The 22,965-nt window shown below is 56.6% G+C and carries 23 protein-coding genes; 11 read left to right on the top strand and 12 right to left on the bottom strand.

Going from position 1 to position 22,965, the window contains the following annotated elements; all coding sequences use genetic code 11:
• Positions 1 to 121: 121 nt before the first annotated feature.
• The 4 genes from GOQ25_RS07600 (at position 122) to hslU (ending at position 3,841) form a co-directional block, all read left to right on the top strand.
• On the top strand, positions 122 to 1,231 hold the full coding sequence (locus GOQ25_RS07600) for a GTP-binding protein (protein WP_160349859.1): 1,110 nt from the start codon (positions 122 to 124) through the stop codon (positions 1,229 to 1,231).
• Between the two features lie 55 nt (positions 1,232 to 1,286).
• Entirely contained in the window at positions 1,287 to 1,751 is a 465-nt protein-coding gene (gene dksA, locus GOQ25_RS07595) for an RNA polymerase-binding protein DksA (protein ID WP_160349858.1), read from the top strand.
• Positions 1,752 to 1,930: 179 nt separating this feature from the next.
• Positions 1,931 to 2,470: an ATP-dependent protease subunit HslV gene (hslV, locus tag GOQ25_RS07590; protein ID WP_160349857.1), complete on the top strand. Its 540-nt coding sequence runs from the start codon at positions 1,931 to 1,933 to the stop codon at positions 2,468 to 2,470.
• 36 nt (positions 2,471 to 2,506) lie between these two features.
• Positions 2,507 to 3,841, top strand: coding sequence for an ATP-dependent protease ATPase subunit HslU (gene hslU, locus GOQ25_RS07585; protein ID WP_160349856.1), 1,335 nt, complete (start codon positions 2,507 to 2,509; stop codon positions 3,839 to 3,841).
• Between the two features lie 11 nt (positions 3,842 to 3,852).
• Here the strand turns inward: hslU and GOQ25_RS07580 are convergent, their stop codons facing one another.
• Positions 3,853 to 4,212, bottom strand: coding sequence for a copper-binding protein (locus tag GOQ25_RS07580; protein ID WP_160349855.1), 360 nt, complete (start codon positions 4,210 to 4,212; stop codon positions 3,853 to 3,855).
• 138 nt (positions 4,213 to 4,350) lie between these two features.
• Between GOQ25_RS07580 and GOQ25_RS07575 the strand changes: the two genes are divergently transcribed.
• A complete protein-coding gene (locus GOQ25_RS07575; RefSeq protein ID WP_160349854.1) occupies positions 4,351 to 4,917 on the top strand; it encodes a cob(I)yrinic acid a,c-diamide adenosyltransferase in 567 nt (188 codons plus the stop codon).
• On the opposite strand, the gene lipA is transcribed toward GOQ25_RS07575, so the two are convergent.
• The 6 genes from lipA to GOQ25_RS07545 form a co-directional block, all read right to left on the bottom strand.
• Complete coding sequence (gene lipA / locus GOQ25_RS07570) at positions 4,914 to 5,918, bottom strand: lipoyl synthase (RefSeq protein WP_160349853.1); 1,005 nt, start codon at positions 5,916 to 5,918, stop codon at positions 4,914 to 4,916. The two genes, GOQ25_RS07575 and lipA, sit on opposite strands and share 4 nt — an antisense overlap.
• Before the next feature lie 78 nt (positions 5,919 to 5,996).
• On the bottom strand, positions 5,997 to 6,644 hold the full coding sequence (lipB, locus tag GOQ25_RS07565) for a lipoyl(octanoyl) transferase LipB (protein ID WP_160349852.1): 648 nt from the start codon (positions 6,642 to 6,644) through the stop codon (positions 5,997 to 5,999).
• Positions 6,645 to 6,666: 22 nt separating this feature from the next.
• Positions 6,667 to 6,942, bottom strand: coding sequence for a DUF493 family protein (locus GOQ25_RS07560; protein WP_160349851.1), 276 nt, complete (start codon positions 6,940 to 6,942; stop codon positions 6,667 to 6,669).
• Between the two features lie 33 nt (positions 6,943 to 6,975).
• Positions 6,976 to 7,842, bottom strand: a complete 867-nt coding sequence (locus GOQ25_RS07555) for a D-amino acid aminotransferase (protein WP_160349850.1) — start codon at positions 7,840 to 7,842, stop codon at positions 6,976 to 6,978.
• Positions 7,843 to 7,998: 156 nt separating this feature from the next.
• Entirely contained in the window at positions 7,999 to 9,243 is a 1,245-nt protein-coding gene (locus GOQ25_RS07550; RefSeq protein ID WP_160349849.1) for a D-alanyl-D-alanine carboxypeptidase family protein, read from the bottom strand.
• Positions 9,244 to 9,433: 190 nt separating this feature from the next.
• Positions 9,434 to 10,087, bottom strand: a complete 654-nt coding sequence (locus GOQ25_RS07545) for an alpha/beta hydrolase (RefSeq protein ID WP_160349848.1) — start codon at positions 10,085 to 10,087, stop codon at positions 9,434 to 9,436.
• Positions 10,088 to 10,177: 90 nt separating this feature from the next.
• Here GOQ25_RS07545 and GOQ25_RS07540 point away from each other — a divergent pair, with 90 nt between their 5' ends.
• From GOQ25_RS07540 to GOQ25_RS07515, 6 genes are all read left to right on the top strand, one after another.
• Positions 10,178 to 11,059 (top strand): biotin--[acetyl-CoA-carboxylase] ligase, encoded by an 882-nt coding sequence (locus GOQ25_RS07540; RefSeq protein ID WP_160349979.1) that lies wholly within the window; start codon positions 10,178 to 10,180, stop codon positions 11,057 to 11,059.
• Positions 11,056 to 11,955, top strand: a complete 900-nt coding sequence (locus GOQ25_RS07535) for a type III pantothenate kinase (RefSeq protein ID WP_160349847.1) — start codon at positions 11,056 to 11,058, stop codon at positions 11,953 to 11,955. Before GOQ25_RS07540 ends, GOQ25_RS07535 begins: the two co-directional genes overlap by 4 nt.
• 439 nt (positions 11,956 to 12,394) lie before the next feature.
• Positions 12,395 to 13,327: a glycosyltransferase family 2 protein gene (locus GOQ25_RS07530; protein ID WP_160349846.1), complete on the top strand. Its 933-nt coding sequence runs from the start codon at positions 12,395 to 12,397 to the stop codon at positions 13,325 to 13,327.
• Position 13,328: 1 nt separating this feature from the next.
• Positions 13,329 to 14,765, top strand: coding sequence for a glycosyltransferase family 2 protein (locus GOQ25_RS07525; protein ID WP_160349845.1), 1,437 nt, complete (start codon positions 13,329 to 13,331; stop codon positions 14,763 to 14,765).
• A 66-nt stretch (positions 14,766 to 14,831) separates the two neighbouring features.
• On the top strand, positions 14,832 to 15,491 hold the full coding sequence (locus GOQ25_RS07520; RefSeq protein WP_160349844.1) for a hypothetical protein: 660 nt from the start codon (positions 14,832 to 14,834) through the stop codon (positions 15,489 to 15,491).
• 39 nt (positions 15,492 to 15,530) lie between these two features.
• Entirely contained in the window at positions 15,531 to 16,490 is a 960-nt protein-coding gene (locus tag GOQ25_RS07515) for a polysaccharide pyruvyl transferase family protein (protein WP_160349843.1), read from the top strand.
• A 123-nt stretch (positions 16,491 to 16,613) separates the two neighbouring features.
• Here the strand turns inward: GOQ25_RS07515 and galE are convergent, their stop codons facing one another.
• Genes galE through GOQ25_RS07490 form a run of 5 tightly spaced genes read right to left on the bottom strand, consistent with a single transcriptional unit; the run spans position 16,614 to position 22,952 of the window.
• Positions 16,614 to 17,678, bottom strand: a complete 1,065-nt coding sequence (gene galE / locus GOQ25_RS07510) for a UDP-glucose 4-epimerase GalE (RefSeq protein WP_160349842.1) — start codon at positions 17,676 to 17,678, stop codon at positions 16,614 to 16,616.
• Entirely contained in the window at positions 17,671 to 18,537 is an 867-nt protein-coding gene (locus GOQ25_RS07505) for a glycosyltransferase (RefSeq protein ID WP_160349841.1), read from the bottom strand. The genes galE and GOQ25_RS07505 overlap by 8 nt, the downstream gene beginning before the upstream one ends.
• Positions 18,537 to 21,350 (bottom strand): glycosyltransferase, encoded by a 2,814-nt coding sequence (locus tag GOQ25_RS07500; RefSeq protein WP_160349840.1) that lies wholly within the window; start codon positions 21,348 to 21,350, stop codon positions 18,537 to 18,539. The genes GOQ25_RS07505 and GOQ25_RS07500 overlap by 1 nt, the downstream gene beginning before the upstream one ends.
• Positions 21,351 to 21,398: 48 nt before the next feature.
• Positions 21,399 to 22,142, bottom strand: coding sequence for an ABC transporter ATP-binding protein (locus GOQ25_RS07495; protein WP_160349839.1), 744 nt, complete (start codon positions 22,140 to 22,142; stop codon positions 21,399 to 21,401).
• Between the two features lie 15 nt (positions 22,143 to 22,157).
• Positions 22,158 to 22,952: an ABC transporter permease gene (locus GOQ25_RS07490; protein ID WP_160349838.1), complete on the bottom strand. Its 795-nt coding sequence runs from the start codon at positions 22,950 to 22,952 to the stop codon at positions 22,158 to 22,160.
• Positions 22,953 to 22,965 lie beyond the last annotated feature (13 nt).

Below are 22,965 nucleotides of genomic sequence, written 5' to 3'. Positions count from 1 at the left end.
CCCGAGTTTGCCCCCCTGGGCCGACTGTGCTGTAATCCTGCGTCCGGTCGCAACCTCGACCGCCCATATTTTCCGCGTCAAGCGCCTCGCGCGCCTGAAGCATTTAGCTGATCGCCTTGCCATGAATACCCAGCGCAGTTTGGACAAAATGGTTCCCGTCACCATCCTCACCGGCTTTCTCGGTGCGGGCAAGACCACCCTGCTCAAGCGCATCCTCACCGAATTCCACGGTCGACGCGTCGCCGTGATCGAAAACGAATTCGGACCGGAAAGCATCGACAACGATCTGCTGGTGCAAGATAGCGAAGAAGAAATCGTCGAACTCAGCAATGGCTGCGTTTGCTGCACGGTCCGTGGCGACCTGATGCGCACGCTGGCCGATCTGCGCGCCAAGCGCCAGGCGGGCAAGCTGAATTTCGAACGCGTGATTCTGGAGACGACCGGCATGGCCAACCCCGGCCCGGTGTGCCAGACGTTCTTCATGGACGATGAAATCGCCGAGTACTACCGCCTGGACGCGGTCGTCACGGTGGTTGACGCCAAGCACGGCATGGCGACGCTGGACGCCCAGAGCGAGGCGCAGAAACAAGTCGGCTTCGCCGATCGCATCCTGATTTCCAAGCGCGATCTGGTCAACGATGCCGATTACGAGGCGCTGCGCGCCCGTCTGGTGCGCATGAATCCGCGCGCGCCGATCACGCCCGTGAACTTTGGCGAAGTCGATCTGAAGTCCATCATCGACATCAGCGGCTTTAACCTGAATGCCATTCTGGACATCGACCCGGAATTCCTGGCCGATGAGCACCCCGACGCCGCGCACGATCATGATCACGACCATGGACATGGTCACGACCACGATCATGACCATGAAGGCGAATGCGGGGCGCATTGCCATCACGAACATCATCACCATCATCACAAGCACCACGACGACGAGATCGGCGCGTTCGTGTTTCGCTCGAACAAGCCGTTCGACCCCGCGCGCCTGGAAGAATTCCTGGGCGGCGTGGTGCAGGTCTACGGCCCTGATTTGATGCGTTACAAGGGCATCCTGTACATGAAAGGCCTGAACCGCCGCATGTTGTTCCAGGGCGTGCACATGATGATGGGCGCCGAACCCGGCAAACCGTGGACCGCAGCCGAGAAACCATCCACCAAGATGGTTTTCATCGGCCGCAAACTACCCCAGGAGATTTTTACCCGGGGTCTAGAGCAGTGCCTGGCGGGTTGACATCCCGTCCCGACGCGCGTGTCGCGCCAGGATCGATTCATAGTGGAGTGTTTTCATGGCTACCAAGGCAGCAACCAAACAATTAAACCAGTCGGCGAGCGATACGGCGATTGATCTGCCCAGCGAAGAAGAATTGCTGGCCATGCCCGAGTCCGAATATATGAATGATCGCCAGCTGGCTTTCTTCAAAGAGCGGCTCAAGCAACTCGAACAGGACATCCTGGCTAACGCTGGCGAGACCACCGAGCACCTGCGCGAAACGCAGTTCGTGCCCGACCCGGCCGATCGCGCCACCATCGAGGAAGAGCACGCGCTCGAGCTGCGCACGCGCGACCGCGAACGCAAGCTCTTGAAAAAGGTGCAACAATCGATTGCTCGCATCGATTCCGGCGAATACGGCTGGTGTGAAGAAACGGGCGAGCCCATCGGTATTCCTCGCCTGCTCGCGCGCCCCACCGCTACCCTGTCGCTGGAAGCGCAGGAGCGCCGCGAAATGCGTCAGAAGCTCTACGGCGACTGATCCGTTCTGGATTGTTGGTCTTGCAGGGTCGTGGCGATCTCCGCCACGGCCCTTTTTCATGCGTGCGCGACGCTTGTCCGATAGCGTCCTCTTGAACCGGGACGGATAATGTTTTGCTCGCGCTCCACCTTGAAACCGTGAGAGGCGACCCCATATCATCCCTTCATAGGAAGGAACGCATGGAACAATTTCACGCCACTACCATCGTCTGCGTGCGTCGCGGCAACCGGGTCGCCCTCGGCGGCGATGGCCAAGTCACGCTAGGCAATATCGTCATCAAAGGCACCGCGCGCAAGATCCGTCGCCTGTATCACGACAAAATCCTGGCGGGTTTTGCCGGCGCCACGGCCGACGCCTTTACGCTGCAAGAGCGTTTCGAAGCCAAGCTGGAAAAACACCAGGGTCACCTGATGCGCGCCGCTGTCGAACTGACGCGCGACTGGCGCACGGATCGCGTGCTGCGCCGCCTGGAAGCCATGCTGATCGTGGCGGATGCCGAACACACGCTGGTGCTGACCGGCAATGGCGACGTGCTCGAGCCCGAGCATGGCCTGGCCGCCATCGGCTCCGGTGGCGCCTACGCGCAATCGGCAGCGCTCGCGCTGTTGCGCAATACCGAGCTCGCGCCCGAAGCCATCGTCAAACAGTCGCTGGAAATCGCCGGCGACCTGTGCATCTACACCAATCAGAATCACGTCATCGAAACGCTGGGCGAGTAACCGCCCTCTTCGGCCGACTGCAGAAGGATTTCGCTAATGTCCGCATCCTCCATGACCCCCGGAGAGATTGTCTCCGAGCTCGACAAATACATCATCGGCCAGCAGCGCGCCAAGCGCGCGGTCGCCGTGGCGCTGCGTAACCGCTGGCGCCGCCAGCAGGTGCCCGAGCCCCTGCGCCATGAGATTCACCCCAAGAACATTCTGATGATCGGGCCCACGGGCGTCGGTAAAACCGAAATCGCCCGCCGCCTGGCCAAGCTGGCCAACGCGCCCTTCATCAAGATCGAAGCGACCAAGTTCACCGAAGTCGGCTACGTCGGCCGCGATGTGGACACCATCATTCGCGACCTGACCGAATACTCGATCAAGCAGACCCGCGAACAGGAAATGCGCCGCGTGCGCACCCAGGCCGAAGACGCAGCCGAGGATCGCATTCTCGACGCACTGGTGCCGCCTGCCCGCAATGCCTCTGGCGAGCCCGAGCGCAACGATGACAGCAGCGCCCGTCAGACGTTCCGCAAGCGTTTGCGCGAAGGCAAGATCGACGATCTGGAGATCGAGATCGAAGTCTCCCAGGCCGTGCCGCAGATGGATGTCATGACGCCGCCCGGCATGGAAGAAATGGCCGAGCAGCTGCGCGGCATGTTCGCCGGCCTGGCGCGCGACAAGAAAAAGCCCAAGAAAATGAAGGTGAAAGAAGCCTTCAAGCTCATCGTCGAGGAAGAAGCCGCCAAGCGCATTAACGAAGACGATCTGCGGACGGCAGCAATCGCGAACGTCGAGCAGAACGGCATCGTTTTCCTGGACGAAATCGACAAGATCGCCGCCCGTCAGGAAAGCGGTGGCGCCGATGTGTCGCGTCAGGGCGTGCAGCGCGATCTGCTGCCGCTGGTTGAAGGCACCACGGTGAATACGCGCTACGGCATGGTTCGCACCGATCACATCCTGTTTATCGCCTCTGGCGCATTCCACCTGTCGCGTCCGTCGGATCTGATCCCAGAACTGCAGGGCCGTTTCCCGATCCGCGTGGAACTGGAATCGCTGTCGGCACAGGATTTCGTGCGCATTCTGTCCGATACGGACGCTTCGCTGATCAAGCAGTACTCGGCCTTGCTGGCGACCGAGGATGTGGAGCTCGAATTCACGACCGACGGCATCGAGCGCCTGGCCGAGCTGGCCTTTTCGGTCAACGAGCGCACCGAGAATATCGGCGCGCGCCGTCTGTACACGGTCATGGAAAAGCTCCTGGACGAGCTGTCGTTCGACGCTGCGTCCGCGGGCAGCAAGACGGTCAAGATCGACGCGGCGTACGTGGACGCGCAGCTGTCGGAGACGGCGGCGAGCCAGGATCTGGCGCGCTACGTCCTATAAACCCTCGGGCGCTACTTGCCGATTTCCAGCAAGATATATTGACCCGAACGCCGGGCGGCTGTGAACCTGACACGGTCGCCCGGCTCGATATCGACCAGCATGGCGGGCGTGGCCAGATACACCAGCGTCATCGCGGGCAATTCCAGCGCTGTGATCTCGTCATGCTTGAGGGCCACTTTGCCAGCAGTCTTGTCCACGCGGCGGACCTCGCCACTGGCCGTGGCGGTGGCATCGCGCGCGGCGGACGTGGTGGCGTTGCCGCCAGCCGTGCTATCGGCTGCCTGCGCGGATGCGCTCGTGATTAATCCGACCGCCCCAATCAGACTGGCCGCTACGATTGTCTGCCGAGCCAGTTTTCCTATCCCTTTCATACAGCAACTCCTGATTCCTGCCTCCGGGGGCCCATTGGGCAATCCCGGCTTAGCGTAAGGTACAGAATAACGCTTTCTGGCTTCCGGCTCGCGCGCACTACACTAGCGGGCATTTCAGCACCACGAGAACACATACCTATGGGTAACCGACTATCCGTGATCGCCACCCGTACGGGCGACGACGGCACGACCGGGTTGGGCGATGGCCGCCGGTTGGCTAAAGACGAACCGCGCATCGCCGCGATGGGCGATGTGGACGAGCTCAATACCGTCATCGGCCTGCTGCGCACCGAGTCGCTTCCAGACAGCGTTCAAGCCGATTTGAAGGCGATCCAGCACGACCTCTTCGACTTGGGCGCGGAACTGTGCATCCCCGGCCATACCGCGTTGGCGGATGCACGTATCGCGTTCCTCGATGAGCGGCTGACGCATTACAACGCCAGCCTGCCGCCGTTGCGCGAATTCATCCTCCCCGGCGGCAGCCGTCAGGCCGCGCTGGCGCATCTGGCCCGCACGGTCGCCCGGCGGGCGGAACGCTCGGTGGTGAGCCTGGGGCGGCACGACACCGTAAATCGATCGGTCCAGCAATACTTGAATCGCTTGTCCGATCTGATGTTTGTCCTGGCGCGCGCGCTGAATCAGGCGCAAGACGTGCCGGATGTGTTCTGGACCAGCCCCCACTCCCGGGTCAAACCGGCAGCTTAATTCACACCCGCCGCGTGCGCCTGCTCATCCGCATGATAGGAAGACCGCACCATCGCGCCCACGGCGGCGTGGGTGAAGCCCATGTCGTAGGCCTCGCGCTCGAACATCGCAAAGGTATCCGGATGCACATAGCGCAGCACCGGCAGGTGATGCTCTGACGGCTGCAGATACTGGCCGATGGTAATCATGTCCACCCCATGCGCGCGCATATCGCGCATGACTTGCAGGATCTCTTCGTCCGTTTCGCCCAAGCCCAGCATCAGCCCGGACTTGGTCGGCACCTCGGGATGCAGCTGCTTGAATTCGGCCAAAAGCTTCAGCGAGTGAGCGTAATCCGAACCCGGGCGCGCCTGCTTGTACAAACGCGGCACGGTCTCCAGGTTGTGGTTCATCACATCGGGAGGCCCGGCGTTCAGAATCGCCAGCGCGCGCTCCAGACGGCCACGAAAATCGGGCACCAGGATCTCGATGCGCGTCGAGGGCGACAAGGCGCGGATACGCGAGATGCAGTCCACGAAATGCGCAGCACCCCCGTCGCGCAGGTCATCGCGGTCCACCGAGGTGATGACGACGTACGACAGCTTCATCGCGGCGATGGTGCGTGCCAGATTTTCGGGCTCGTTCGCGTCGAGCGGATCGGGGCGGCCATGGCCAACATCACAGAACGGGCAACGGCGCGTGCACTTGTCGCCCATGATCATGAAGGTCGCCGTGCCCTTGCCGAAACATTCGCCGATGTTGGGGCAAGAAGCTTCCTCGCAGACGGTATGCAGGTTGTGCTCGCGCAGGATACGTTTGATGTCGTAGAAACGCGAACCCGGCGCAGCGGCCCGGACACGGATCCATTCCGGCTTTTTCAGGCGTTCTGCAGGTACCACCTTGATCGGAATGCGGGCGGTCTTGGCTTGGGATTTTTGCTTTTGGGTGGCGTCGTAAGGCGCCGAAGCGGGCGCCGCCGCTGTCACGTCGGTGGATCCAGCGGTAGGCTCAAGCGTAGACATACATTACCCTTCATCATGACCGACGCGCGGCGCGGCCAGGCGCGCGGGACGGGGAGAGAAAACCTGCATTTTAACGTGTCACACTTCCAACGGCTGTGCGGCCCGCGCGGCCAGCAGGGCCGCCAGGCGGCCGGCCAGGACCTCGCCCACCTCGGGCAGGTCACAGGAGGCGCCACAGGTGACCATGTCCACGGTCGCCAGACCCTCGTAGCCACAGGGATTAATGCCCAGAAACGGGGAAAGATCCATGTCCACATTCAGCGCCAATCCATGATAGGCGCATCCATTACGGATCTTGATGCCCAAGGCGGAAATCTTGGCCAATTGGCCCGCGTTTCCGTAGGGGACATAAACCCCGGGCGCCCCTGGCTGGCGGCACGCGTTATCGATGCCGAAATGGCGCAAGGTGTCCAGAGCGGCATCTTCCAACAGGCGGACATAATCGCGCACGTACAAACCGGCACGGCGCAAATCAAACAAGGTATAGGCGACGACCTGACCCGGGCCGTGATACGTCACCTGCCCGCCCCGGTCACAGGACACGACCGGAATCGCGCCGGGGTTGAGCAGGTGTTCCGTTTTGCCGGCCTGCCCCAGCGTATACACCGGGGCATGCTCGCACAGCCAGATCTCATCGGCCGTCGTCGCATCGCGCGCCGCGGTAAACGCACGCATGTCCTGCCAAGTAGTACCGTAATCGGCAGGACGGGGCAGCCATTTGATCATGTTGCTAACAAACCGCCGGCTTTTAGAGAACGATCGACACCATGTCGTGGCCATGCAGCGCGCGATATAGCGCGTCGAGCTGTTCACGCGAGGTCGCCCTCACGGTGAACGTCAAGCCGAGATAGTTGCCGCCCTTGCTCGGCCGCATCTCAACGGTCGCCGGATCGAATTCCGGATCGAACTGCAGCACGACCTCGGTGAGGATCTGGGCAAGTTCCGGATGATGTTTGCCCATCACCTTGATGGGAAAGTCCGAGGGGTATTCGATCAGAGAGTCTTCGGGTGCAATCGTCTTCATAGCAATCTACCGTAGGCCAAAGGCGTTACCGGTTTATAACGCCGCAATACGGGCATCATACGCCGCCCGCAATTTGGCATAAATCGGACCCGGAACACCCGCGCCAATCGCGCGGCCATCCATTTCCACGATCGGCAGGACTTCTTTGCTCGCGGAGGTCAACAGGAGTTCATCGGCCTGCACAACCTCGTCCTGCGTAATGCGACGCGACTCGAACGGAATACCGATTTCCTCGGCGAGCTCGGCCATAAAGCCATAGCGCACGCCTTCCAGGATCAGGTTGTTCTTTGGCGGGGCCATCAGCTTGCCGCCCGACACGACCCAGATATTGCTCGACGAGCCCTCGGTGAGAAAACCATCGCGAAATTGCACGACTTCATCAACGCCCGCTTCGACGGCACGCTGCCGCGCCAGCACATTGCCTAGCAAGGAAGTGGATTTGATTTCGCAGTGCAACCAACGTTCATCGACGATGCTGATGGTGCGCATGCCGTGCTCGCGCACCTGGCTGCCGGGGCGTTTGAACTCGGTGGCCATACCGAATACGGTGGGCTCGATCGCGGTTTTCGGAAATGCATGGTCGCGCTTGTAAACACCTCGCGTGACCTGCAGATAGACCAGGCAATCGGAAAGCCCCGAGCGGCGGCTGAGTTCATCGACCAACGCTTCCCATTGCGCGCGCGACTTGGGCTGCGGGATGCTCAAGGCCTTCAGACTGCGGTCCAGGCGGTTCAGGTGTTCGGTCATACGAAACGGTTTGCCGTTGTAGACCGGCACGACCTCGTAAATACCGTCGCCAAAGATAAAGCCGCGATCCAGTACCGAGATTTTGGCCTCGTCCGCCCTGGTGAATTCACCGTTCAGATAGACCTGGCTTTCACCTGGCATGCCGGGGATCATGGGATAACTCCTGAGTAAGCTGTAGAGAGTGCTAGATAGCAATCAGGCACAGCACGGGCGCGTTCTGAGCGCCTTTTTCGCTGTGCCTGCGACGTGGGCAGACAGGCACCGCGGCAATGCGATGCGCAATGTCCCTGTCCGCCATTTCAAAATATCCTATTGGAACTGCCGTTTGACCAGATCGATCATACGGCCGAAGAAGCCAGCGCGCTCGACCGACTCCTGCACGACCAACGGCGCGGTGCGCAGGACCTTGGCGTCGAGCGTGACGTTCAAAGTGCCCACGTCCTGACCCTTGGCCAGCGGGGCGACCAGCGGGTCGGTGCGCTGCGCGACGGGTTTGATTTCGGCTGCCTTGCCACGCGGGACGGCTACCCAGATCGGCGCGGGCGGGCCCAGTTTCACGGTTTCGACGGCGCCTTCCCAGACGCGCGCTTCCAGGCCGGGCTGGCTTTGATCGTAAAGCTTCACCGAATCGAAATTCTGGAAGCTCCAGTTCAGCAGCTTCAGGCTTTCCTCGGCGCGGGTGGCCTCGCTATCAGCGCCCGCCAGGACGCTCAACACGCGTCGGTCACCGCGCATCGCGGTGGAGACGAGGCAATAACCGGCGGCATCGGTATGCCCGGTCTTCATGCCATCGACTGAAGGATCTGCCCACAACAAGCGATTGCGATTCGGTTGCGTGATCTTGTTATAGGAGAACTCTTTCTGCTTGTAGTAGTGGAAATAGTCGGGATGATCGTCGATCAAGGCCACGGCAAGCTTGGCCAGATCCCGCACGGTGGTTACGTGCTGGGGGTCGGGCAGACCGGTGGCGTTCTTGAAATGCGTCCTGGTCATCCCCAGGCGTTCGGCTTCCTGATTCATCAGCGTGGCGAACGATTCCTCGGTTCCGCCAACGGCCTCGGCCAGCGCGACCGAGGCGTCGTTACCCGATTGCACGATGACGCCCTGGATCAGTTCATTGACGGTCACGGGCTTGCGCGGCTCGATGAACATGCGCGAGCCTCCCGTGCGCCACGCCTGCTCGGACACGGGCACCTGCTGATCCAGCGTGATGCGCTTTTCCTTCAGGGCATTGAACACCACATAGGCCGTCATGATCTTGGTCAGCGACGCCGGCTCGATCTGCATATCGGCGTTGTTCGCGGCGAGCACCTGGCCGCTGTTGACGTCGATGGTGATCCACGCGCGGGCGGCGATGGTCGGCGCCGGCACCGATGAGAGTTCCGCCAGCTGCGGCAAGACGGCCGAGGCGGCCGTGCTGGTCGCGGCAGCGGGCGCCGCCGATTGCTGCTGCGCCCACACGGGCGTGGACGCCATTAATACAGCCGACAAAGCGCCGGCCAGTACACGGCGGGAACACGCAGGGGAAAGCGAGAAGGAGCGAGTGAGTTTCATCAGCAAATAGGGTCCACAATCAAAAGCAGCCCATACGGGCGGGCCGGATACGGTTCACTGGGCTGCTGGGGCAGCCCAGGCGGGTCGGCCAGCGCACGGCCTCGTAGAGAGCTGCATCATTATAGGCAGGCGATAAGACCACGCGCGAACGCAAACGTTCCGCGTGGAGCAAATAGGAACGCCACACCCATCAATCCAGCGCAACCTTCAAGCGCGCCTGAACGAGCGCGCGCAGCACCAGTAATTTGCCATGGAAGAAATGCGAAGCGCCGGGCACGACGACCACGGGCACATCGCGCGGGCGCGCCCAATCCAGCGTTTCGGAAAGCGGCACGACTTCGTCTTGTTCGCCATGCACCATCAGCGTATCGGCGGGCACGGCGACCTCGCTGTCCTGAAAGCGTTGAACGGCCGCGCCCATCAGCATCAGCGCCGACGGCAGCGCGGTATCACCCGCGTCCGCCAGGCCGGCATAGGTGCGCGCGGCCACAGCGGTGCCAAACGAAAAGCCGGCCAGCGCCCACGCGGCGTTGGCCCACTCCGGATACTGTGCGCGGATCTGTTCGACCAGCGCGAGCATGTCTTGGGTTTCACCCCGTGCGCGGTCGAACTCGCCTTCGGAGGCGCCCACACCGCGGAAATTAGGCCGCACGGCCACCAGGCCATGTTGCACGCAAGCGCGCGAGATCGTGGTCACGACCTTGTTATCGCGCGCGCCGCCTTGCAAAGGATGGGGATGCAGCACCAGTGCCCAGCCGCGCGGCGTGTCCGCCGGCCAGTCGATGGCGCAATCAATACGACCGGCTTGGCCGGCAAAGCCTTGGATTTCGGTGCGAGCGGACATGAGCGTATGCAGTAAAAACAAGCAGCCTGCATGTTAACAACCTCTCGCGAAGTCTTCGAAGGCCCTTGCGCATGCCCTACAATCGCCGCCATGCTTATCGACGCCCGCCCACCTGAATTGCCCGCGCCCGACGCGCTGGCCCGCGAGCTGTCCGCGCGGTTGGACGGCTTTGAGAATATCGCCTGGACGGCCAACACTGGCTCGACCAACGCCGATCTGCTCGCGCAGGCGCGCCACTGTAGCGGCCCTATGTTGCTCGGCGCGCATCAACAGGATGCGGGCCGGGGCCGCGCGGGACGCCCTTGGCAGAATCGCGCAGGCGCGACCTTGATGTTCTCTTGCGCCTTTCCTGTGCAGCTGCCGACGGTGCAGTTGCCGTCGCTCTCGCCCCTGGCCGGTCTGGCCGCGGGAGAAGCGCTGCGCGGCTTGGTGACTGTCGCTGACGATCGCTCCGATCGAATTGAACCCAACGCCCTGCGAGTCAAGTGGCCTAACGATTTGCAATGGCATGACGCGAAATTAGCCGGTATTCTGGTGGAATCGACGCGTAACCTGGTGAGGCCGGAGACGTACACGATCGTCATCGGCATGGGATTGAATTTGAAGGATGGGGATCGGTTATCGCAGAGCCTTGGCCGTTCCGTTGCTGACTGGACAACCATCATGCAGCAAACAGGCAGTTTCGCCGTCAGCGTGGCCGATATCGTATGCGCCTCGGCAAACGCCTGGCGCCAGGCTGTCCAGGAATTGGCAACCGATGGATTTGACGCCTTTCGCCCGCGATTCAGCGCCATCGACGCCCTGGCTGGCCGCGAAGTCAATGTCATCGACCAAGGCGCTGTCCTGTTCAGCGGCACGGCGCAAGGCCTGGACGAACATGGCCGGCTCCTGGTGCAGGCCCCTCAGGGGCTCGTCTCCGTATCGGTAGGCGAAATCTCCATTCGTCCACGCACCACGGAACAAGCACCATGATCCTGCTGATCGACTCAGGCAACAGCCGTCTGAAGGTCGGGTGGCTGCGCCCGTCCACAGAGACTGGCGCCTCGGACGAAGCTCAATGCGCATCCATGGCTGGCAGCACCGTACCGCCAGGCGACGCATCGCATCTCACCAGCGCGACGGCCGCCCCGGGCTCTCGCGAGCCCGCCGCCATCGCTTTTGATAATCTCGACCCGCACGCTCTGGGAGACTGGCTCGGCACACTGACCCATAAACCGGTCTCGGCCTTGGGCGTCAATGTTGCGGGTGAGGAACGAGGAGCCGGCATTCGCGAAGCGCTGGCGCGCCACAACTGTCCCGTGACTTGGGTCACCTCGGCCGCGCAACTGCTGCATTTGAAAAATGGATACACCCAGCCCACACAGCTCGGTGCCGACCGCCTGGTATCACTGCTGGGGGTGCGTAGCCGATTGGCGGCTCGACATGCTCCGTTCGTGCTGGCGTCGTTCGGCACGGCTACGACTATCGACACAGTGGGGCCTGATGACACTTTTATCGGCGGCTTGATTCTGCCTGGCCCGGCTTTGATGCGCAGTTCGCTCGCTCGCGGCACCGCCAATTTGCCCTTGGCCGATGGGTCAATCACCGAGTTTCCTACCGATACGCACCAAGCCATTGCCTCCGGCATCGCCGCAGCACAAGCGGGCGCGGTCGTGCGGCAGTGGCTGGCAGCCTGCCAACGCTATGGACGGCCTGCTGCGCTCTATGTCGCAGGCGGCGGTTGGCCCGAGGTTGAACACGAAACGCAACGCCTGCTGGCGCAGGCAGGTGGTACGATAGATCCAGTAGCCACCCCCTGCTATCTGGACCGGCCCGTCCTCGACGGTCTGGCGCAGATCGCGTCCCGCCCCGACTCTCTATCCCTGTGAGCGAGCCCTATGCGCGTGCTTTTTCTGCTGATTGTCGCCGCCAACGCCTGGGCGTATGCGCTGGGACAGGGTTGGATCGGCGCTCGGCCCGAAGATGCTGGTCGAGATCGATATAGAGTCGGCCAGGAATTGAATGTGGAACGCATCCGCGTCGGCCCTTAGCCCCGCGCAACTTTGTTCAGTTACGCGAACCGACACGGCGTCATTCATAACCGGAGCGTAGATACTATGAAAAACGACCATACGCAGCTTTAGCCGGCTGCGGCCGCCAGCGCCATCGCTTTCTACTGTAGGCGCTGATGACTCGCGCACCCACCCCCTGACCCACGCCAGGCTCTCCATTCCGGGACCAGCCCAGCGTATAAACCTTATTGGCATCCGCTCGATGGGCGCACGAACCTTCCGTGGATGCAGACCTCACGCGCCGATCTACTGACTTATGACACAGAAAAATTCGCTAACAGTTACTGTAATCCTTTGTACCCATAACCGTCAAGCCCTTCTTAAAAAGTGCTTAGACAGTCTAGCGGCACAAACCGCAGACCAAAAAAAATTCGACGTCCTAATCATTGATAACGCCAGCGCTGACGAAACTGCAACAATTGCAAATGAATACTGCAAGAACTTTTCAAACTTCCGTTACCACCTAGAATCAAGGCTGGGGCTGGCTAGAGCGAGAAATACCGGGCTAGAACTGACCAATACGCCACTTGCCGCATTTACAGATGATGATGCGATTCCCCAACCCGACTGGGTTGAAAAAATGCTCGCTCGTTTCGAAGAACTTCCAGCGAACGTAGCTGTACTCGCCGGAGAAATCATTCCTATTTGGGAACAGCAGCGACCAGCTTGGCTGACGGACCCTTTGCTCCGACCACTGTCTGCGAGGCTAGGATGGGACACCGTTCCACGGCTAATGCGTGCCAGCGAATGGGTGTGCGAGGTAAATTGCTGCTATCGAACCGAAGTAATAAAAAAATATTCGGGGTTCCCGGAGTCGCTGGGTAGAAAGGGCGATATTTTATTGTCAGGCGAAAATTATGTGAATGATCAAATTTTCGCAGATGGCTACACGGCCTATTTTGATCCAAACATATTGGTCGAACATTTTATTCCCGCCAATCGTACGACAGTCGAGTGGTTTATGCGTAGATCGTTTTGGCAAGGCATTACAGCGTCGGTTTGCGCAGACCACGATGTCAAACAGGGACGGAAACCTGAGTATTATCAGAACGTGAAACTTCCGTCCTCCGTGCAGGACTGGGAGTCGATCTTAGACCCGGCAAATTCGCCTTCAGTGGAGCACAGCTGCGAACTGGCATCGAATCTCGGATACGCGCTTGGCATGCGAAACATGGTAATCGGACGATAAAATGCAGGACCTCGCCAAAAAAATCACGCTATGTTTTGCAACGGTATCTCGTCCCCACTGTGTGCAACGCCTGATAAAGAGTATCCGTTTACTGCACCCGGAAATGCCCATTATCGTTGCCGAGCAGTACGACGGTGAAAGCCCACTTAAAAAATTCTACGCGTCCAATAATGTCCGGTCAGTAACGCTACCATCGAACGCGGGTGTATCGCGCGCGCGCAATGCTGCTGTCGCTCTAGTCGAGACGGACTATATCCTTCTTGCAGACGACGATTTCATTATGGGCCCAGAACTCAACCTTTCAGCGCCGTTGCGCATATTGGACAGCACGAACTCAGTCGACATTCTGGGTGGATGCTTGTACGACATCTACGGCGACCTTGATTTTTCGAAGTTTTTCGTAAGGCGATGGGAAAGATTATTTACTCTTGACGACCGTAGCAAAACGCTGATCAGCATAGCGATCGACGATATTTATCCCATAAAACTTGGAACAGGTGCTCAGCCTTATTTTCACTGCGATGCGGTCATGAATTGGGCAGTCATGCGGACAAATATTTTTGCTCGTGGCGCCCGTTGGGATGAACGATTCATTTGTAATGGCGAACACGAAGATTTCTATCTGAACTTAAAGTTCAACACAGACGTCAGAGTGGCATATCTGCCTAGTTTGATCGCGTATCATCATCATCCGCACGATAACCAGTATGCCAGCCAACGAAACCGTCAAGAGGGTTGGCGGCTACTGGGCCAAAAATGGAATATCGATCATTATTTCAACTCCCCGGTCGGGTTCCATCTGCTGACACAGGGGGAAGCGATTCATACTCGTTCTTCGACGTTAGAGGAATTTCTTTCGCGTGCCGGGGTTTTGCCTAATCCCTCGTATGTCAGCGCCAGCTTCGGAGAGGGCAGCACAATTTCAGTACGTGGGCCGAGCAGCACTGAAAGTGTTAATGCATTATTTTCTAACCGGGGCAAGGTTCATTTCCTAAATGAAAAACCCGACGCGAGCCCGCCCAAGTGGCCTGTGACGGAATTCAATCTTGATACCTTGGTGGACATCAAGTCCCTTTCAATCGAGATTCCGACCCCAAATAAGCACATTGAAGCGTGCGTCGGCGATCAACTCACCATCCCCGTAATTACGAGAGCATCCCCCCCAACCAAGATCGGCGTGATAAATGCGAAGCACCGGATAGCTCTGGGCGTCAAAGTTAAACGACATTCAACCGGGGAAAATCTGGAGCGCACTCACGAATCTTTGACTTCGATGATCAATGACATTGACGAATGCGCATTTCAGTATGCAAATCTCGACGTAGATATGCCTGCAGGAACGTACATCCTAGAAATCGATTTCTGGTTGGATAGCGTAGGCTGGCTATACCGCTCAGACAGCGTCACGCTAAAGGTTGCTGAGGCAAAAAATCATTGACTCAGCGACACGACGTGATCGCAATCGCGTAAGCGCCTTATTGAATCAGATTTGGACTGAAAGTAAATGTCGAACTACACAAGCCCGAGCACAAGCGAGCAGTCGGACAACGGCCACAACGAGGCGGTGGATCTCGGACGCAACACTATAGACATGCGCCTTGTCTCGTTGGAGCGTCTGGTAGCCAGCATCATAAGCTCAATCAATGACATCCAACTTCAGGATATGCCTGTCGACAGCACGCCCTCCCTCGCCACACAGGATATTTTGCGAGAGCTCGAAACGATTCGTACTTCGTTGACCTTGACCACCGCATCGATTCGACAGATCACTAATCGCATAGAAACTGTGGAGCAGCAACTTGCAGATTTCAGAGAAATGCCTGACGCTCCACACATAGCGAAAAACCGTATTAGTGAAATCGAAATCAGGTTGAATGATTTCTACGGATCCTTGAATTATCTTAATAGATTTCAAAGTCAACTCGATGCGATCGTTGACCGTATCGAAGCCATAGAAGGGTCAGTAAAAAAAGCCCAGGATTTAAATTTCGACCCAAGAATGGACGACATTTCTTCATCGCATGCGCATCTGGTTGAACGAGCCACTTCGATCGAAGCAAGACTGAGCAGCGTCGAGCACACCGTCCTGAATTTTGTGAGCCCTAGGCGTTTCGTTGCTGCGTTAAAGCGTTATATTCTACGCAAACTCGGAAAATCCGTTTAACTCTGCTGTGCAGTATATCGCGCGTCGAAATTAGGTAATATGGATTTTTCTTCAAATAGAACGTGTTCAAGCGCCAGCAACGCTGTAAGTCAGCTTGCTCAGGCGCTATCCAATCTCATTGCTGGCAGACCGTGCGTCCTACTCGATTGGCCTTCGTACGCTAACGTCGGGGATCATCTAATTTGGCTCGGCCAAAAGGTTATTTTGAAGGACTTCATCGGGACAGACATCATTTACCAATCGTCGTACAGTGATGTCGACTTATCCATGTTGAATCAGGATAATTTGGTAATCCTCTGTCAAGGTGGCGGTAATTTTGGTGACCTCTATCCTCATCATCAGAAATTTAGAGAAGATATCGCGAACGCTTACCCTGCTAATACGATTATCTTCCTACCTCAGTCTATTTTTTATAGTTCTGACGAAAATCAAAGCGCCTCGCATAGAGCGCTGGCGACGCATGAAAACATTACATTATTCACGCGGGATGCGCAAAGTTACGCGGTGGGCCGATCACTTCTTGATCACTCTACTATATTATTAGGCATTGACTCTGCATTTGCCTTGCAACCTTACTTTCCCAGACTGCTTGGATATTTCTCTGCTGCACGCGCCAAACCACTTTATCTTATCCGTAGAGACCGTGAGTCAACGGTAGGCTTTGAGCATATTCCCAACGATGCTACGGTAATCGACTGGGTTGATGAATCAAAAATAAAAGGCGTGCTGAGCGACATGGAATGTGATGCAGCAATCCTGTCGAATGGGCTAGGTCATCTAATAGACGACTATCGTGACCTGGAATCCCTGCGCCACTTCTTGCGCGCCGTGAAGTTGTTTAGCCAGGCATCGGTTGTCGTGACTGACAGATTGCATGCACATATTCTGGCACTTTTGATGGGAATACCCTGCGAGCTCCACGATAACACTTATAAGAAAAACTCTCGCTTTGCAGATATTTGGACCCGGGATGATGCTTTGCTGAAACTATGCTATTAATTCCAATGTGCCCTACCACCACGGATTAACGCTTGATGGATACGAAGTAACGGACAGGTCATTCCGATGCAGAATTGCTCATCGGAATGACTCAACATGCTCAGCACATGAACGCTTATACGATCATGTGTTTCTCTGATCCGCAGATTCTGCGAAGGCGGTATAGCCATCAGGATTGCTTGACTGCCAGCGCCACCCGTCGATACACATGTCATCGATCGACTTTTTGGCCCGCCAGCCGAGCGATTGCTCTGCAAGCTGCACCGAAGCAAAAGCCGCAGCAATGTCGCCGGGTCTTCGCGCTTTAAACTCATGGCGAACTGCAGCTTGTGTCGCCTGTTCAAATGCGTGCTTTAGCTCCAATACACTGGTTCCCTTTCCTGTGCCCAGATTGAATGCTGAGAATCCCTCACTCGTAAACCCAAACTCAACCGCCTTGACGTGACCACAAGCCAGATCGACGACATGGACATAATCACGCACGCCTGTACCGTCCACCGTGTCGTAATCATTCCCGAAAACCGACAAGAAAGGTCGTTTTCCTACTGCAACCTGCGTGATGAAGGGGAACAAGTTATTGGGCGTATCTCGGGGATCTTCACCGATCCGCCCACTGGGATGGGCACCAATGGGATTGAAGTAACGTAAGCACACTGCGCTTCGGCCTTCGCCGGTATTCGCCCAATCTTCTAAAACTCGTTCGGATATGGCTTTCGTCCAACCGTAGGGATTGGTAGGCGAAATGGGATGCCCCTCGTCATAGGGAAGGCGGATCGGTACCCCATATACAGTCGCGGAGGAACTGAACACGATGTTGCGAACACCATACGTGTCCATCGCCTTGAGCAGCGCAAGGGTGCCGCCCACATTCGTCTCGTAATACCGCAGAGGCTGCGCGACGGATTCACCGACAGCTTTGAGCCCGGCGAAGTGAATCACTGCGTCAAAAATTTCCCCCGTGGCCTTGGCATGATCAAATACTGCTGCAAGGTCGCTAGAAGAACATATGTCGCCCTCAAAGACCTCTATTTTTGAGCCGGTAATTTCCTCAACACGCCTGATACTCTCCGGACAACTGTTGGAAAAATTGTCGAGAACGACAGGCGAAAATCCATTTTCAATCAGTTCTACCAGCGTATGCGTACCAATGTAGCCCGCCCCGCCTGTAACCAACAATCGTTTATTCATGTAAACTCTCTATTTTGCGACGAAGTGCGTGCTTATATATAAATGATCTAACCTTGGCCGGAACCAATCTGGCGGGAATACGCAACATAAGATTTCGAAGCACGCCTATCGGACCAACAATCCCTGCCCGATAGAGTGTCGCCTGGAGCAGAAATTCTAAGCGAACATAGCGCCACCCGCCACGCCTACGGATCATCGACGTTCCGGTTCTCGCCAACACTGTGACTTTTGAAACATTGGCAAAGACAAAACCTTTCTGCAGCATTCGTGCCCAGAGAGAGTAGTCCTCAAAACCAGGGTCATCTCGATATCCTCCTGACGCCAGGACATCTTCTTTCCGAAACATCACCGTCATGTGATTCATCGGGTTTCGTTTTTTTGCGTACTTTACAATTGCCGCGGTGGTGAGCGGCACTTGTCTAATCGTCAGAATGTCGTCCGGATTGCTGTCGAATTCGGCAATCCACCCGCCTAATACCGAGGTTGTTGGGTGCGCTTTGAAGTACGATACCTGGTCATGAAAGCGCGACGGGACGAGAATGTCGTCTGAATCGAAGCGCGCAACCAGCGCATTGGTACATCTTAAGAGCCCCGTTTGCAGTGCCGGTCCAAGTCCGCGATTCTCGGGCAAAACAACGCGCTCTATATTTAGAGTGTGTTGGAATTGCGAGATGGCGGCGATCAGGCCGGGCCCGACTGGACCATCTTGGACGAGGACTATCTGATCCGGTAAAAGTGACGATCGGGCTACGCTATTTAGTGCCGCAATAAGATCGCAGGCGCGATCACCTGCGTATACGGCCATTAATAGCGAGAATGCTGTTGCAGACCCGCCAGCATTTGTAGCGGCCGTGCACATCACCCTTTCCGCCTGATTCGCGAGTAGAAGTTGTAAAGCTTCAATATGGTTGCTCGCAGTCTCGGCTTATGTAGCAACGAGCGGATAAACAGAATAAGTTCCGCCTCACGTTCGGATAAAGCCGGCCCTTTAAGCAAGGATCGTTCGCTGCCCGCGCCATTTACCAAGCTATAAATAACATTCGCATCAAGAGGCGTAGCAAATGGCAGATTTCTTATCAACCGGCGCCGTCCACCATAACGACTATAGGTTTTGGACATACTGCCAGCCGAGGTGCGATAAAGATAACCCGGCGAAGGGATCAGCGAAAACTCGTAACCTGACCAAGCCAATCGGGTATAGAGCGCCCAATCTTCCCACATAGAACGATCGCGAGCGTCCCATCCTCCTACGTCGCGGTAGACATCCGCGCGCACCATCGCATTTGCCGTCAAAAACTGATTTTCAAATAGCGCCAGCGCTCGCGCCTTTTCTGTCCCTAATGGCATCCAGAAATCGGCTTTCTTTAACGTATCTCCAGACACCATTGGCTCGGACGCTCTCAGATAAACGGCAAAACCCGTTGCCGCAACGCGCTGTTTATCCAATAACAGCGCGAACAAAGCATCCTGCAGCGTATGCGGGAGCAAGCAATCATCGCTGTCCAGGAAGAAAATGAACGGCTCGTCCAAGAGTTTCAACGCCGCATTGCGAGCACCAGCGAGGCCAACATTTTCCTGAGCGTGCAGCTTCCAAGGAATCGAACGATCCAGCTTCTCGTGCGCCAGCTGGCGCAATGCCTCGTGGTAGTCTGATTCGCTGCCGTCATCGACGATCAGGACTCTTGAAGGCTTCAGTTTTGAATGCAAGAGGCTTTCGAACAACTCCGCCACGAACGTCAGGGACGTGTTGTAGACGGGGATCGCGACCGCAACCGGAGGAAGGGCCCTACCCGCATTCTCGACCGCGATGTCATAAGCGGTCGATGCGGTAGCGGGCTGTTCAGACTCGGGTAGCCGTGCCGATGAGCATGACCAGTGCTGATTAATTTCTTCCTGACGGCGCAACGCCCTCACGTTCGATTCGATAATCGTTGGCGCATACTGTGCCGGCGCACTGGCCAACATTTCCGCTATTTTCTTGCTAAGCGCAGACGCATTGGGTGCACAGAAGAAGGTCTTTACAAATTCAGGTACACCAACAACTTCCGGTGCGCCACCCGCGTCATAGGCGACAAAAAACGTACCAAGGAGCAGTTGCTCTAAGATGACGAAGGGATAATTTTCGCCCCGGGATGGAATGACTACCAAAGAGTCATGGCGATGCTCGGCCAGGAATTGCAGTAACTCGGTATGCGTTAAGTGCAGAGGCCGATAGGGCGAAATCTTTTCGATGCGAGAACGTTGTTCGCGAGATGGTGCGGTGGGAGCGAGCGAAACAATTTCGGTGATGTTCGCGAGCTTGCCAGTTGAGGCGAGCCGCTCGATCGCCTGCAGAAAATCTTCCCAGCCTTTCAGTCGATTGTATTTACCGATGTAGATAAGCCGCTTGACGTGTTGAAAGTCCCGATTCGCGTTAGCCGGCAGTAACTTAAGGTCAAATGGCAGGCGCACATATCGCGGATTATGGAGCTGATACCCAAACTCCTCGGACAACAACCGCTGCGCCAAATATCTGGAGGGTGCGATGCACTCATCAACGTGCTGAAAAATATAGGCGTCCTTGATGCCGTACTTCAGTTCATGGATGCCATAGTTGACAGCAGTCTCATCACCTATACCAAATTTAACGTAATCGACCGATCCATGCAGGATCACAGCGAGATGCAACCAGCGCGGTAGTCGACCAGTGCATTTGCTCTGCACGAGCCGATAGCCGATTGAACGATAGTCTTGAAATTCGAATGCTTCCAGGCCAGGAAACAGGCATAGCAATGCCTGGGCAGTATCCACCAAACCCAGCCCTTCGAAATACGACTCTTCCGTTATGTTTTCGACGAACAGTTGTGGGCTCACCGTACGGGCAGGCATTTGCGCTTGCGGGGCGTGCAAATGGCACAGTAGCGTGCCCGAATTGGGATTTAAGGCCCGCACATTTTTTATGTATGTACCAATTCCACCCGTGGGATGTACATCCGCGTCTTCCGTTGTGATCAACAACTTCTTGACGTTGATCATATCGGCGTCAACGCCTAACGTTCGAAGGTAGTTGGCGTAGCCATCCGTGCTGATGGTACAGCGATACAGTGTATATCCCTCATCGAGAGGGCTTGTCTGCACGGAGAACCCATGTTGTTCCAACCACAGCTGCGCGTTCTGACCCGCTGGGAGGGAGCTCCAACGATCTTGATCGATTATCCAGCAGGCATTGCCTTCTAATGCGAATTTCTTCAAAAATCTCAGCATTGGCCGAGGATCGCTCATATCGAGCAACAGAGGCCAGGTTAATACCGCAGCGTCGGACTGTGCTGGCGTGGAATCTTGTGTGCCGTCACGCCCTACCACTTGGGAGCCAAACGCGACTGTTGTCCCGGGCAACTCCGTAATCGACTGCGGCGCCCATGCCCAGGTATCAAGACGCAGATACCAGTCACTGAAGTCATCGATATTGTTGACGATTTGCCGTTGCGCAATACCGTCTGCTTCACAGACATCCCATCTGCCTATCAGATAGGCGCAACGAATGTGCGCATCGTTTAAATGACGCAGCAGTGCTGCAGTAGCGAGCTCGCCGACTAGTACAGTCGTGGGGTCAGCAACTTGCGCTTCCGGGGTGCGTGTGAGATGGGCGCTTAGGCCATACTGATTGAAAATACCTAGGTGCTTAAGGCTCATGGCTTGCCCCAACTCATGGCTGCGATTCTGGATCCGGCTTGCGGGCACTTACCCAAAGTAAGCACTGACGACTTCGTCAATGGGCCCATCCATCCGTACTTTTCCATGCTCCATCCATAAACCACGCGTACAAACGCGGGAGACCAGCTCTTTCGAATGACTGGCAATCACGAGAATGTTTGTCGACTCGACCAGATCAGTCAGACGTTTTTCGGCACTGTATTTGAAGCCTTCATCGCCGACAGAAAGCCATTCATCCATCAGCAGTATTTGCGGACGGATGATAGTGGATACGGCGAAGGCTAGTCTCAGATGCATGCCCGACGAGTAGGTCCGCGTCGGGATGTCTATAAAGTCACCCAGCTGCGAAAATTCAATAATCGCGTCCACCTGCGACTCTAATTCGGCTTTATCGATGCCTAGCAATGCGCCGCGAAGATAGATATTTTCCCGGCCGCTTGCTTCGGGGTCGATGCCGAAAGAGATATCGATTAAAGACCCAATCTGGCCCTCGCGTTCATACACGCCTGAAGATGGGTGATAGACGCCACTCAACAGTCGAAGCATCGTACTTTTACCGGCACCATTATGTCCCAGCAAGGCGACACGCTCGCCGTCGTCTATCCTGAAGTTCAGGTTGTCCAAGGCTCTTACGACAACGCTATTACCATCTTTGCCAGCGCCGAGTTGGCCACCGGTTGCAACCTGTAATAGCCTTTTCTTCAGGGAACGTCCACTTACGTTATAAACAGGAAAGTCGATAGATACCGACTTCATATGAATAAATGCCATAACCGATTTATTTCCCTAGAGCCAGTATGCAATGCGGTGTTTATAGCGGCCGAAGAACGCAAGCGTGGCAATCCATCCCACGCAAGCGAGGCCCAACGCGACACCCCAGTTTGTGAGCGTAGGCAGCGTCCCCAATATCGGTGCACGTACGATCTCAAGCAAGTGAAAGATCGGATTTAGCTCCATGAACGCAGCTGCGGTCGGATGCTTCATCTGACTTGGCATCCACATGATAGGCGTGACGTAAAAGCAAACCTGCAGAACACTGGAGATGATTTGCGGAATATCGCGGTAACGGGCGCAAAAGGTTGCAAGCACCAGGCATACCCAAGCCAAATTGGCGAACAGCAAAAGCAAGCCAGGTACGACTAAAAATATCGACCAGCTGGGAGGTTTCAGGAACACCAGGAATACGACAGGAAGGATGACGATATTGTGGCCGAGCATAATAATATTGCGCCACATCACCCTACAAATATGAGTCGCGAGCGGGATGGGTAACTGCTTAATGACAGCATCAGCGCCGATAAAACCATGGCATCCGTCGGTCAGTGTTGAGGAGATAAATCCCCACAGGATTAACCCGCATGCTAGAAAAGGCAGGTACTCCTGCATTGGAGAGCCGAAGATGCTTCCAAAAACAATACCGATCGTGGCTACGGTCACACCCATGCTGATGGTCAGCCAAAACGGACCGATTTTTGATCGACGATAGCGTTGTTTGACGTCTTGCCAACCGAGCATTCCGGCCAGCTCTCTACGTCGATAGGCTGCGACGAGGTCGTCTAATGCAGTATTTATATTAGCCATTCAATGGATTCTA

Origin of the sequence: Bordetella sp. 15P40C-2, assembly GCF_009763235.1 — a bacterium.
Classification (GTDB): Bacteria; Pseudomonadota; Gammaproteobacteria; order Burkholderiales; family Burkholderiaceae_B; genus Bordetella_A.
This window is presented reverse-complemented; position numbering and strand designations above follow the sequence as displayed.